10 protein-coding genes are annotated in these 12,952 nt (G+C 38.8%); 9 read left to right on the forward strand and 1 reads right to left on the reverse strand.

Annotated features, from left to right (window positions below; all coding sequences use genetic code 11):
* The first annotated feature begins 27 nt into the window (after nucleotides 1-27).
* Both HPE56_RS16850 and HPE56_RS16855 read left to right on the forward strand, forming a co-directional pair.
* Complete coding sequence (locus tag HPE56_RS16850) at nucleotides 28-618, forward strand: DUF4097 family beta strand repeat-containing protein (protein WP_223170356.1); 591 nt, start codon at nucleotides 28-30, stop codon at nucleotides 616-618.
* A 33-nt stretch (nucleotides 619-651) separates the two neighbouring features.
* The gene (locus HPE56_RS16855; RefSeq protein ID WP_188244924.1) at nucleotides 652-1,311 is read left to right on the forward strand and encodes a lipoprotein signal peptidase; all 660 of its coding nucleotides are present in this window, start codon (nucleotides 652-654) and stop codon (nucleotides 1,309-1,311) included.
* Here the strand turns inward: HPE56_RS16855 and HPE56_RS16860 are convergent.
* A complete protein-coding gene (locus HPE56_RS16860; RefSeq protein ID WP_188244925.1) occupies nucleotides 1,290-1,856 on the reverse strand; it encodes a 5-formyltetrahydrofolate cyclo-ligase in 567 nt (188 codons plus the stop codon). The two genes, HPE56_RS16855 and HPE56_RS16860, sit on opposite strands and share 22 nt — an antisense overlap.
* A gap of 549 nt (nucleotides 1,857-2,405) precedes the next feature.
* Here HPE56_RS16860 and uvrC point away from each other — a divergent pair.
* The 7 genes from uvrC (at nucleotide 2,406) to pgi (ending at nucleotide 12,817) form a co-directional block, all read left to right on the forward strand.
* Complete coding sequence (gene uvrC, locus HPE56_RS16865) at nucleotides 2,406-4,193, forward strand: excinuclease ABC subunit UvrC (protein WP_188244926.1); 1,788 nt, start codon at nucleotides 2,406-2,408, stop codon at nucleotides 4,191-4,193.
* A 21-nt stretch (nucleotides 4,194-4,214) separates the two neighbouring features.
* Nucleotides 4,215-6,488 carry a patatin-like phospholipase family protein gene (locus HPE56_RS16870; RefSeq protein WP_188244927.1) on the forward strand — a complete coding sequence of 758 codons (2,274 nt, stop codon included), beginning with the start codon at nucleotides 4,215-4,217 and terminating at the stop codon, nucleotides 6,486-6,488.
* 187 nt (nucleotides 6,489-6,675) lie between these two features.
* Nucleotides 6,676-7,818 carry a 4-hydroxyphenylpyruvate dioxygenase gene (gene hppD, locus HPE56_RS16875; RefSeq protein WP_188244928.1) on the forward strand — a complete coding sequence of 381 codons (1,143 nt, stop codon included), beginning with the start codon at nucleotides 6,676-6,678 and terminating at the stop codon, nucleotides 7,816-7,818.
* A 318-nt stretch (nucleotides 7,819-8,136) separates the two neighbouring features.
* Complete coding sequence (locus HPE56_RS16880) at nucleotides 8,137-8,916, forward strand: DUF3108 domain-containing protein (protein ID WP_188244929.1); 780 nt, start codon at nucleotides 8,137-8,139, stop codon at nucleotides 8,914-8,916.
* A gap of 7 nt (nucleotides 8,917-8,923) precedes the next feature.
* Nucleotides 8,924-9,895, forward strand: coding sequence for a tryptophan 2,3-dioxygenase family protein (locus HPE56_RS16885; protein WP_188244930.1), 972 nt, complete (start codon nucleotides 8,924-8,926; stop codon nucleotides 9,893-9,895).
* A complete protein-coding gene (locus HPE56_RS16890) occupies nucleotides 9,895-11,178 on the forward strand; it encodes a peptidoglycan DD-metalloendopeptidase family protein (protein ID WP_188244931.1) in 1,284 nt (427 codons plus the stop codon). The genes HPE56_RS16885 and HPE56_RS16890 overlap by 1 nt, the downstream gene beginning before the upstream one ends.
* Before the next feature lies 1 nt (nucleotide 11,179).
* Nucleotides 11,180-12,817, forward strand: coding sequence for a glucose-6-phosphate isomerase (pgi, locus tag HPE56_RS16895; RefSeq protein ID WP_188244932.1), 1,638 nt, complete (start codon nucleotides 11,180-11,182; stop codon nucleotides 12,815-12,817).
* Nucleotides 12,818-12,952 lie beyond the last annotated feature (135 nt).

A 12,952-nucleotide genomic window follows, 5' to 3' on the forward strand; every position in this document is an offset into this window, starting at 1 on the left:
AGAAACATTTTTATTGTTTTTATACTGATGGGCATCACTGTGTTGAACGCCCAAAAGATAGTAAGGAAATCCGTTCTTGACCCAGAAACATCATTTCTGATAATAGATGCGGATAACTGCTTTAGAGTGGAGTTGGCAACCTCGGAATCAAAGGAGATTGTGGTAGAGGCACATATAGACGGCGAGTATCGTGATGATCTACTGGTCAAATTGGAGCATAATGGTCCTATCGTGGAACTAAGTGCTGGTTTTTACCCCGATTTTATTCAACCCAATGATAAATTAAGCGCCCATAAGGTAATTTCCATAGCACTCCAAGTACAAGTTCCAAAGAATATGAGGATTAGCATCTTGGGTACTGCTACCAATGTCTTTGCAAAAGGGACTTATGATCGTTTAAAGGTTGTTTTGGATGATGGAAATTGTAATCTTGATTTGTTTTATGGTACTGCCAAAGTAATCACCCGTAGTGGGGATATCAACGTGAGAACAAAGTCCGCAATGTTTAAAACAAAGACCGGTTTTGGGAAAATTGAAAGTGATTCCATTCCTAAGGGGGAAGATTTTTATGATATAAGCACCACCACAGGCGATATACATTTAATGAAAATGGAATAATATACCTATTTTTGGCAACCTATATTTTATCCGATGAATATTAAAAAATCCGTACTGATAATAATCTTGGTCCTGCTTGTTGACCAATTAAGTAAGATCTATATCAAAACACACTTCGTCCTAGGTGATTCTTATGTGGTTTTTGATTGGTTCAAAATCCATTTCATTGAAAATTCAGGAGCTGCATGGGGTGCAAAACTAAATGATTTCTTACCGATTTCCGAGCACACCGCAAAACTGATATTGACGGTATTTCGACTATTTGCGGTTGCAGGTATCGGTTATTGGCTTTACGATAGTATCAAGAAACAATTTTCCGGAACCTTGGTTTTTGCGGTTTCGTTGATTTTTGCTGGAGCTTTGGGAAATATCATCGATTCTGTCTTTTATGGTATGCTCTTCAATGAGAGTATTGGCCAAGTTGCGACGATATTCTCCGATGAACCTTACGGTGGATGGTTTTTTGGAAAGGTGGTAGACATGCTCTATTTTCCAATGATCGACACCACGTGGCCGAATTGGATTCCTTATTTGGGGGGTAAAAGCTTTAGCTTTTTCGATCCGGTATTTAACATAGCGGATATGTCAATCAGTACGGGGGTTGGTATTCTATTGGTATTCAATAAGAAGGCGTTTGCACACAAAAAGGAAGACGATGCGATTGAAGAAAATCAGGATACTGGGAATGAATAGGTTTTTAATGGAGTGATACAGTAGTCCAAGGGGATATCATCTTCAAAAACATCCTCAATCTGTTGTTCTGCCTCAAATAAGGATAAACCGACTTTAATTACATCGGGCCTGCATTGTTGTAAGAACCTATCATAATATCCCTTGCCATAACCCACCCTGTTCCCTTTTTTATCATAGGCAAGTAAGGGCATGAAAACTACATCGATTTTAGAAGGTTGTATGCCTATGCCATCAACGGGTTCAGGAACATTCCATTTATTTGGTTGAATTTTGGTGTTGTCGGTAAGTAAAAAATGGATTAATGTATCACCTTCCATCTTTGGAAGAACGACATGTTTGTCCCTTCCCTGTAAAATGGATAGTAAAAATTCGGTTTCGATTTCTTTTTTGCCAGGAATTGGCAAGAAAATGTGGTAAAACTCAAATTCCCAAATAGGGAGTTCTAAAGTTTTGTTTGCAATCAATAAACTCAAATCAGAAATTTTACCAGAAGGTATTTCATTTCTTAATTTGGAATAACACAATCGTAAATCTGACTTCATCATATAAGAAGATCGAATATTTACGATTAAAGATAATAAGTCGTTTTTATTCTTTTGCAGCTACGGCAATATAAATTTTAAAAAACAACATTAATATCAAATAAGTACCGAGGGTTATAATATAATTGTCCATGCGAATTTTGATTTTGATACTTTAAATATAGGTAAAAAAATTATTAAAATCCTATTAAGTGCGCTTTTTTATCGATGAAATGCACTAATTGTGTCAAAATTTAACATTTTGATAAAGAATAGTCGTTGAACGACCACCGAGGAATATATATAAGGGTGGTTATGAACAAGAAGAAAAACGAGGTACTTTTGTAAAGTGGAACTTTACGAATAAGGCTAAATATACCGAAAATAGCAAAGTGATGCCCTTTTGGGAATGCATTTTATTTTCTTGAGGTATTGTTTTCGGGAATAGACGTTGTACGGTCCATGGTTTTATTGTGTCGCGTAGTAGCGAATAATATCGAAACACCTTTTATTTGATTGAAAAGCGTAGTAAATTAACGGATAACTTAGAATCTAATCCTCTTTCGAGCATCAATGACCCAATTGCCCTTAAATATACAGATCAGCACATTGCCGAATAGTCCTGGGGTATATCAGTTCTTTGATGGGGAGGATAAGATTTTGTATGTAGGCAAGGCCAAAAACCTTAAGAAAAGGGTGTCTTCTTATTTCAACAAAAACCACGAATACGGAAAAACCCGTATTCTCGTAAAGAAGATCAAGAATATACGTCATATTGTGGTCTCCACGGAATCGGATGCTTTACTGTTGGAGAATAATCTAATAAAAAAGTATAGGCCGCGATATAATGTACTGCTTAAGGATGATAAGTCCTATCCCTGGATCTGTATCAAAAAAGAACGTTTCCCGAGAATATTCACGACCCGTAGGATGATTAAGGATGGGTCAGAATATTTTGGTCCCTATACAAGTATGTATACGATCAAAACCTTGTTGGATTTGATTAAGAATATTTATCCCATTAGAACCTGCAATTACGATTTATCCGAAGCGAAGATCAGGGCTGGTAAATATAAGGTATGCCTTGAGTATCATTTGGGGAATTGTCTAGGCCCATGTGAGGGTTTTCAAAGTAGTGTTGAATATGATAAACAGGTCAATGAGGTTCGCGATATATTGAAAGGTAATTTTAAATCCTCGTTACATTCTTTCAAAAACAAAATGAGGCTGCTTGCAGATGAAATGCGCTTTGAGGAAGCGCAGCAATTCAAGGACAAGATCGAGGTGCTTGAGAATTACCAGTCGAAAACGACCATCGTAAATCCGAAGATCAATAATGTTGATGTCTTTTCCATCATTACCGATGACGCTTTTGCCTACGTTAACTTTTTACAATTGTCCCATGGCTCGATCATTAGGTCGCATACCATGGAAATCAAAAAGAAATTGGAAGAGAAGGACGAGGACTTGTTGCAATTGGCGATCTTTGAGCTACGGCAACGTTTCAATTCAGAATCCAAAGAGGTCTACCTCCCTTTTAAGGTGACTGTTGAACCCCATTTAAAAGTAACTATCCCCAAATTAGGGGATAAGCGCAAGATCTTGGATCTTTCTATACGGAATGCCAAATATTTTAGGCAGGAAAGATTCAATCAGATTAAGATCATGGATCCGGAACGCCATACGAAAAGGATCATGGCACAAATGAAAAAAGACTTGCGATTATCAAAAGAACCACGTCATATAGAATGCTTTGACAATAGTAATATACAGGGTAGTAATCCCGTAGCAGCCTGTGTGGTTTTCAAGAACGGAAAGCCTTCCAAAAAAGAGTATAGGCATTACAATATAAAGACGGTCGAAGGTCCTGATGATTTCGCTTCAATGGAGGAGGTCGTTTTCAGGCGTTATAAAAGATTGTTGAACGAAGAGCAACCTTTACCACAATTGATCGTCATAGATGGGGGTAAGGGGCAGTTGTCCTCTTCCTTAAAGAGTTTGGATCTTCTTGGGTTAAGGGGTAAAATTGCGATTGTAGGTATAGCCAAAAGATTGGAGGAAATTTATTTCCCTGGGGATTCCGTACCCTTGTATTTGGATAAAAAGTCCGAGAGCCTAAAGATTTTGCAACAACTCCGGAATGAGGCACACCGATTCGGAATTACCTTCCATCGGAATAAAAGAAGCAAGGCGGCCATAAATTCGGTTTTGGAAGGTATTGATGGGGTGGGTGAGAAAACAACGAGGGATCTACTGAAAAAATTCAAATCGGTGAAAAGGATCAAAGAAGCATCACTCGAAGATCTATCCGCCGTGGTAGGAAACGCCAAGGCAAACAAGATTTATAAAACATTTCACTGAAAATCACGACCTAGTATAGATATGAAAACATTGACTCCCTTATTATTTCTCCTTTTTGCCGTTCAGGTCTTTGCCCAAGACCAAAATCAAAACCAAAATCAAGAAAAAGAGATAAAGATAGGTTTGGTTTTGAGTGGTGGCGGTGCTAAGGGTTTGGCCCATATCGGGGCACTTAGGGTAATTGAGGAGGCTGGCATTAAAATCGATTATATCGCGGGTACGAGTATGGGAGCCATTGTTGGGGGGCTCTATGCATCGGGCTATTCAGCATCCCAACTCGATTCAATATTCCGGAGTATCGATTTTACAAGTCTCATTAATGACAATCTTCCCAGGAGCGCAAAGACATTTTATGAAAAGGAAGATTCTGAAAGGTATGCCATAAACTTACCGTTTAACAATTTTAAGCTTTCCGTACCCCAAGGATTTTCTGGAGGTCAGAATATTTATAACGAACTGGTGAAACGTTTGTACCATGTAAAGGATATCCACGATTTTAGTAAACTACCCATCCCTTTTGTGTGCATTGCCACCAATGTGGAAACAGGGGAGCAGATCAAACTTGATAAAGGGTATTTGCCAGAGGCGATCATGGCTTCGGGTACCTTGCCCTCTTTGTTCGAGCCCACAACAATTGATGGCAAGGTGCTTATTGATGGTGGTGTTGTTAACAATTATCCTGTAGAGGAAGTTAAGGAAATGGGGGCCGATCTAATAATCGGTGTTGATGTACAACACGGATTGAGGGATAGGGGTAGTCTTCTTTCCGCTACCGAAATATTGTTGCAGATCAGCAATTTCAGGACGGTGAAGAATATGGTCGAAAAATCGGCAATGACAGATGTTTATATTAAGCCGGATATGATGAACTATTCGGTGATGGATTTTGACCTGGATGATGAAATCATCGAAAAAGGGAAGAAGGCCGCCGAGGAAAAATATGATGAACTAAAAGTTGTTGCCTCAAAACAAACCTCGGAGTACAAATCAAAGAAACACATAGCGCCTGTAGATAGTTTGTTGATTACCAGGTTAGTGATCAGGGGTGATGTAGACAACTATACCCGTGGGTATGTGAAGGGAAAACTTAGATTTAATTTAGGCGACAAGACCACTTTCCAAAAACTGCAGCAAGGGGTCAGTAATTTGGCGGCAACGGGGAACTTCACTTCAATTCGGTATGAGCTATTATCGGATGGGGATGGGGAAGACCTTATTTTGAAGTTGAATGAATCCCCAAACAAGACATTCCTTAAAATCGGGGCCCATTATGATGACCTGTACCATAGTGCGGCGCTTATCAACCTTACACGAAAGAACCTTTTTTTCGGCGACGATGTGGCTTCCTTCGATTTGATTTTAGGAGATCAAGTGCGTTACAATATGCAGTATTATATTGATAAGGGTTCCTATTGGAGCTTTGGAGTAAATTCAAGGTATAATAATTTTGGAAAGGAGATCAATTTTGACTTGATCAAAAACAATTTTCAAATTCCTTCCGGTATCAATATCAACACTTTGAATATGGATGTTTTGGATGTGACCAACCAAATCTATGTACAGACTGCACTTCAGGAGGAATTTGGCATTAGTTTGGGTATCGAACATAAGTTTTTAAAATATAGTACCAAAACATTGGGGGCCATGGCTGATGAAGGGGGTGAATTATTCGCAAATTCCACAGAGGACCGTACTTATTTTGAAAAAAGCAATTTTTACAGTGCTTATGGCCAATTGAAGTTAGATACTTATGACGATACCTATTTTCCGACACGTGGACTGTTTTTTGATGGGGATTTCCATTTCTACCTTTTATCATCTGATTTCAATGATAACTTCAAGGAGTTCTCGATTGCCAAAGCAAGGATGGGTGCCGCATTTTCCTTGACCGAAAATTTATCGTTGAATATAGAAACCGAGGGTGGTTTTAAGTTGGGCACATCGGGGGTTACCGCTTTTGATTTTGTTTTAGGGGGGTATGGTACCCATCTGATCAATAATTTTACGCCTTTTATCGGATACGATTATTTGTCCCTTCCCGGTAATAGTTATGTTAAGGCCTATAGTCGACTGGATTGGGAAATAGCAGCCAAAAACCATTTTATGCTAGTGGCTAATTTTGCCAACGTGGACGATGATCTTTTTAGGACTGGGGAATGGTTTGATGTACCCAAATATTCGGGATATGGTATAGGCTATGGTCTTGAAACCTTCATGGGCCCCTTGCAAGTGATGTACTCTTGGTCCCCAGAGGGTAACAATAGGTTCTTTTTTAGTTTAGGATATTGGTTTTAAACAACTTAAGACTTCATAACTGGATTTTTACGATATTTGTCCAAGCGCATATTTCGCATGATAAAAAAGAGAATTGATATAACTGCCCATTTGAGGGCGATGTGGTAAGACCAAAAGGTTCATTTTCCCAATAACCTTAGGTTTAAAAAAAACCATTTTTCATTATCACCATAAAAATTCCAATATCATGTCAACTTTAGATAATACATCCTTAAGATTACCAAAAGAAAATCCAGGCGCGGAAGATTTCCTGCCTTTGTTGGGTACTGATTTTGTTGAGCTGTATGTTGGAAACGCCAAACAGGCCGCGCACTATTATATTTCTGCATGGGGTTTTCAGCCTTTGGCATATGCCGGTTTGGAAACCGGTTTAAAGGATAGGGTTTCCTACGTTTTAGAACAAGATAAAATACGGATGGTCCTTACTTCCCCCTTAAAGTCGGGCGGGCCCATCAATAAGCATATCGACGCCCATGGCGATGGGGTAAAGGTCATTGCCCTTTGGGTCGATGATGCCACCCATAGTTATAAGGAGACAACTGCCAGGGGCGCAAAAGGATATATGGAGCCTAATCGGGTAAAGGATGAAAATGGGGAGGTTGTTTTTTCAGGTATACATACCTATGGGGAAACGGTACACCTATTTGTGGAACGATTTAACTACAAGGGGGTGTTCTTGCCTGGTTATGTGAAATGGGATCCAAGATATAAAGCTGCTTCAGTTGGTCTAAAATATATAGATCATATGGTTGGCAATGTCGGTTGGAATGAAATGGATAAATGGTGTAAATTTTATGAAGAAGTCATGGGGTTTGCACAATTGATTTCCTTTGATGACAAGGATATATCAACGGAATATACCGCTCTAATGAGCAAAGTGATGAGTAATGGTAATGGCAGGATAAAATTTCCGATAAACGAACCTGCCGAAGGTCGAAAGAAATCCCAAATCGAGGAGTATATCGAATTTTACAATGGGGCTGGGGTTCAACACATGGCTTTGGCTACGGATAACATCATCGAAACGGTAACGGCATTACGGAATAGGGGTGTCGAGTTTTTGACCGTTCCCCCAAGTTATTATGAGGATGTTTTGGATAGGGTTGGTGAAATAGACGAAGACCTTAAGCCTTTAAAAGCGTTGAGTATCCTCATTGATAGGGATGAAGAGGGGTACTTGTTGCAAATATTCACCAAACCGATATTGGATAGGCCTACCATGTTCATAGAAATTATACAAAGAAAGGGGGCCAAGTCTTTCGGAAAAGGAAATTTCAAAGCACTTTTTGAGGCTATAGAAAGGGAGCAGGAATCAAGGGGAACACTATAAACGGATGGTATATTTCTTAACGATTTCCCAATTTTCAATAAGCTTCCCTTAATAACTGTTAAGGGTTTAGTTAAAGTACGTTAAAAGGGTTTTGGGTACCATGGGGATGTATTAAATTTGCTCATGTAAGGGGTGGTTCCCTTACAACTTTAAGTATTGGTTTTTCATAATTTAAAGTTTGGTTGGTTATTTAGGAAAAGCCCAGTTGTAAGACTGGGCTTTTTTTTTATACAATACTTTGGAACAAATATTGTTTAAGTAATTATAAATATGCAATTGGATTAATTCTCTTTTAGTAGATTTACTAAATCTTAAAGTATGAGATTATTACTAACAATATTATTTTTGACCATTTCATTTGGCTTGAATGCACAAAGTAATGAGTCGGTTTTTGAACCTGGGGAATGGTTGAAATTCCGTATGCATTACGGTTGGTTGAATGCTAGTTATGCTACATTGCAGGTTAAATCGGCCAAAATAGAGGGTAAGGAGGTCTATCATGTAGTGGGCAGGGGCAAGACCACGGGTTTTGCGAGTATTTTCTTTAAGGTAGATGATACCTATGAAAGCTATTTTGACAAACAAGATGGTAAGCCCTATCGGTTTGTTCGAAAAATAGATGAAGGTGGTTATAAAAAGGATGTTGAAATCAATTTTGACCATAAAAGGGATAAAGCCATCCTGAATGATAAAAAAAACAAGAAAAAGATTAATTTTGCACTCCAAGATAGCATTCAAGATCTTATTTCCGCATTTTACTACCTCAGGAACAATTATGAGCCGGAGGATTTAGTAAAAGGGGAAGCCATAAAATTGAAATTACTGTATGATGATGACGGTATTTTCGATTTTCAATTAAAATATTTGGGTAATGAAACCATTAAGACCAAATATGGAAAGGTTGAATGTTATAAGTTTAGACCTTTGGTGCAATCCGGAAGGGTGTTCAAGGAAAAAGAGAGTCTGACACTTTGGGTTTCCAAAGATGAAAATAGGATTCCCATCCGAATCAAGGCCGACTTGGCGGTAGGTTCGATAAAAGCCGATCTTGATGGCTATAATGGACTAAAATACCAGTTTAAAATACTAATGGATTGACCCTATAATGGATAATAAAGAGAAGATCGAGTCCCAAATATCAAAACTAGAGGAAAAATATAAGGATTCTGGTCAAGATCTAAGTTCTTATTTAGACGGACTCCTTCATCAACGTTATCTTACGTATTGGGACTATATCCATTTAGATACCCTATTAAGTCTTCAGGTACCACGAACTTATTTTCCCGATGAGGAAATCTTCATTATGTACCACCAAATAACCGAGTTGTATTTTAAGCTTATACTTCATGAGCAAAAACAGTTTGTAGACCATAAGGCGCAGGATGTTGATTTCTATATAGAAAAGGCCAGGCGAATCAATAGTTACTTTGAGGCCCTGATATCCTCCTTCAGCATTATGATCAAAGGCATGGAACGGGAACAGTTTCTGCAATACAGAATGGCTCTTTTGCCAGCAAGCGGATTTCAATCGGCCCAATATAGAATGATCGAAATTTATGCCACCCCTCTAGAAAATCTGGTACACCATAGTGAAAGGGACCGATTTTCGGATAAAAATCCCATCGAGGATCTTTATGAGCGCATCTATTGGAAGAAAGGTGCGACTGATTTGGCCACGGGTGAAAAGACATTGACCTTAAAGCAATTTGAATACAGATATACACCAAGATTGATTCGAATTTCCAAACAAGTGAAGCACAGTACCATATATCATAAATATTTGGAACTTCCTGACGATAAAAAGAATAATAAAGGGCTGGTCAAAGCGTTAAGGACATTGGATATAAATGCGAACATTAACTGGCCGTTAATGCATATGGGTTCTGCCCATAGGTATTTGGGAAAAGAAAGTGGCGGGATAGAGGCTACAGGAGGCACAAATTGGAAGGAATATTTGCCGCCAAGTTTTCAAAAAGTCGTATTTTTCCCTGAATTATATACACTAGAAGAATTAAACGATTGGGGGAAACAATGGGTAGACCATTTGTTCAATCCGAATAAAACCATAAAACAATAATGCAAAAGTATTGGGGCATCTTTACAGCAGCATTGCTACTATTTGTATCCTGTAAGGAAGAAAAAGAAAAAGATTCCATCAAAAGTGATGCGAATGAAATGGCAATTGTTCAAGAACAGACCATTGTAAAGCGATATGGTTTTAACTTTGATGACTTTACGGTCCAGCACGACACGGTGCGAAGAGGGGATAGTTTTGGTGAACTGATGTTGAGCAATAAGGTAGATTATCCTAAAATTGCCAAAATCTCCCAGGATTTCAAAGATACTTTCGATGTGCGTAAAATCCGTGTGGGCAAACCTTATGTTATTCTGAAATCAAAGGATACCACCGAAACAGCACAAGTCTTTATCTATGAAAACGACGCCATAAATTATACCGTGGTTGACCTAAGGGATAGTGTCGTGGCATATAAAGATAAGAAGGAAGTCAAATATGTGGAGCGGGAAGCTTCCGGTATTATAGAAACATCGTTGTCGGAAGCCATACTGGATCAAGGTATCGATTATAATGTGACGAATAACTTATCCGAGATATATGCTTGGACCATTGATTTCTTTAGACTTCAAAAAGGGGATCGATTCAAGGTGATTTATAAGGAAAGGTATATCAATGACTCTATTTATGCCGGTGCTGAGGCTATTGAAGCGGCTTACTTTGAGCATAATGGCAGGCCTATTTATGCCTTTGCCTATGAAAATGATTCCCTAAAAAGGTTGGTTGATTATTTTGACGAAGAGGCCAATAATCTGAGAAGGACCTTTTTGAAGGCACCCGTTAAGTTCAGTCGGATATCTTCAAGATATAATCTTAAAAGAAGAATTCGATATTATGGATATAAAATACGACCCCATAAAGGAACCGACTATGCGGCACCGATCGGAACGCCCATAATGGCTACCGCAGATGGTACGGTTACCGAATCTACCCGAAGGGGGGGTAACGGTAAATATGTAAAAATCCGTCATAATGGTACATATTCCACACAGTATCTCCATATGAAAAACCAGAATGTCAAGAAAGGACAATTCGTACGACAAGGGGATGTCATAGGTTGGATAGGAATGACCGGTAATACGGGAGGGCCACATGTATGCTACCGTTTTTGGAAAAACGGAAGTCAAATCGACCCATTAAAAGAAGAATTGCCACAGGCAGAGCCTTTGGCTGAGGAGTTAAGGCCTGATTATTTTGCTTTCATTGCCCCATTAAAGGAGCAATTGGATTGTATTGAATATATTGAAAAACAAAAGGAAGAAGAACTGCTAACACTTAACGAGTAACATGGCACTACAAAGTATTGACCCAACAAAAACACAAGCCTGGAAAAAACTAATCCAACATTATGCAACTACGAAGAGCGATCACTTAAAAGGGTTGTTCACTGCGGATAGTGATCGGGCGAATAATTTCAGTATCCAATGGAGTGATTTTTTATTTGATTTTTCAAAGAACAGGATTACCAAGGAAACGTTATCATTATTGTTGGAGTTGGCCGATGAGGTTAATTTGAAGGATGCCATTTCAAAATATTTTGATGGTGAAGCTATAAACCAAACCGAAAATAGGGCGGTTTTGCACACAGCCTTACGGGCCAAGAAATCCGATAAGGTTTTGGTCGATGGTGTCGATGTGATTCCCGAGGTCTATGAAGTAAAGGAACATATAAGGTCTTTTTCAAAATCGATCATCTCCGGGGAGAAGAAAGGATATACGGGGAAGGCTTTTACCGATGTCGTCAATATAGGGATCGGGGGTTCTGATTTGGGGCCCGCTATGGTGGTTGAGGCCTTGAAATTTTACAAAAACCATTTAAGGACCCACTTTGTGAGTAATGTAGATGGTGATCATGTGTATGAGGTTTTAAAGGAATTAAATCCGGAAACGACATTGTTTGTCGTGGTGTCAAAAACGTTTACCACCCAAGAAACCTTGACCAATGCCACTACGATTAAAAATTGGTTTTTAAAACAGGCTACCCAAGAAGATGTAGCCAAGCATTTTGCCGCCGTTTCTACCAATACGGAGAAAATATCCGAATTTGGGATAGCTGCTGAGAATGTGTTTCCTATGTGGGATTGGGTCGGTGGTCGTTTTTCATTATGGAGTGCGGTTGGGATTACCATTGCACTGGCGGTAGGCTATGAAAATTTCGATAGCCTTTTAAAGGGGGCCAATGCCATGGATGAACATTTTGAAAGCACGGAATTCGATAGTAATATTCCGGTGATCATGGCATTGCTTAGTGTTTGGTATAACAATTTTCATAAGGCTGAAACCGAGGCAATTATTCCCTATACCCAATATTTGAGTAGGTTCTCTGCGTATTTGCAACAGGGTATTATGGAAAGTAACGGTAAGAGTGTAGACCGTAACGGTAACCCTGTCGATTACCAAACAGGAACGATTATATGGGGAGAGCCGGGTACGAATGCCCAGCATGCCTTCTTTCAATTGATCCATCAAGGGACTAAATTGATTCCTGCAGATTTTATCGGTTTCAAGGAATCCCTTCATGGCGATACCGACCATCACAATAAGTTGATGGCCAATTTTTTTGCACAGACTGAAGCTTTAATGAATGGCAAAACGGTTGAAGAGGTTCGCAGTGAACTGGAAGGGAAGAATCTTTCTAAGGAAGAAATCTCAAAATTGCTTCCTTTTAAGGTTTTTGCGGGTAACAAACCCACCAATACCTTTTTGATAAATAAACTCACCCCACAGAGTCTTGGGGCTTTGATCGCGGCATATGAGCACAAAATTTTTGTGCAGGGTGTGATTTGGAACATTTTCAGCTATGATCAGTGGGGGGTTGAACTGGGAAAACAATTGGCAACAAATATCCTTAAGGATATCGATAGTTTGGAAATATCCGATCATGATAGCTCTACATTGAATCTTTTACAATTTTTTAAGAAATAATCCATCTTATTTTCATTTCTTAATAAAGGTTGATAACTTATTGTCTGTCAGCTCGAATTAGTGTTTTTTTATGTTAATTTTAACACGCTAAATTTAACATAGGCTTAATATACGGTCCATTAAAAAAGATCACAT

The organism is Maribacter aquimaris, assembly GCF_014596745.1.
Taxonomy (GTDB): Bacteria; Bacteroidota; Bacteroidia; order Flavobacteriales; family Flavobacteriaceae; genus Maribacter_A; species Maribacter_A aquimaris.

What these genes read in the sequence shown, in the direction of transcription:
- HPE56_RS16860 (WP_188244925.1), bottom strand. Translation starts at nt 1,856, where the DNA reads ATGATGAAGTCAGATTTACGATTGTGTTATTCCAAATTAAGAAATGAA.
- HPE56_RS16870 (WP_188244927.1), top strand. Translation starts at nt 4,215, where the DNA reads ATGAAAACATTGACTCCCTTATTATTTCTCCTTTTTGCCGTTCAGGTC.
- hppD (WP_188244928.1), top strand. Translation starts at nt 6,676, where the DNA reads ATGTCAACTTTAGATAATACATCCTTAAGATTACCAAAAGAAAATCCA.
- uvrC (WP_188244926.1), top strand. Translation starts at nt 2,406, where the DNA reads ATGACCCAATTGCCCTTAAATATACAGATCAGCACATTGCCGAATAGT.
- HPE56_RS16855 (WP_188244924.1), top strand. Translation starts at nt 652, where the DNA reads ATGAATATTAAAAAATCCGTACTGATAATAATCTTGGTCCTGCTTGTT.
- HPE56_RS16885 (WP_188244930.1), top strand. Translation starts at nt 8,924, where the DNA reads ATGGATAATAAAGAGAAGATCGAGTCCCAAATATCAAAACTAGAGGAA.
- pgi (WP_188244932.1), top strand. Translation starts at nt 11,180, where the DNA reads ATGGCACTACAAAGTATTGACCCAACAAAAACACAAGCCTGGAAAAAA.
- HPE56_RS16890 (WP_188244931.1), top strand. Translation starts at nt 9,895, where the DNA reads ATGCAAAAGTATTGGGGCATCTTTACAGCAGCATTGCTACTATTTGTA.
- HPE56_RS16880 (WP_188244929.1), top strand. Translation starts at nt 8,137, where the DNA reads ATGAGATTATTACTAACAATATTATTTTTGACCATTTCATTTGGCTTG.
- HPE56_RS16850 (WP_223170356.1), top strand. Translation starts at nt 28, where the DNA reads ATGGGCATCACTGTGTTGAACGCCCAAAAGATAGTAAGGAAATCCGTT.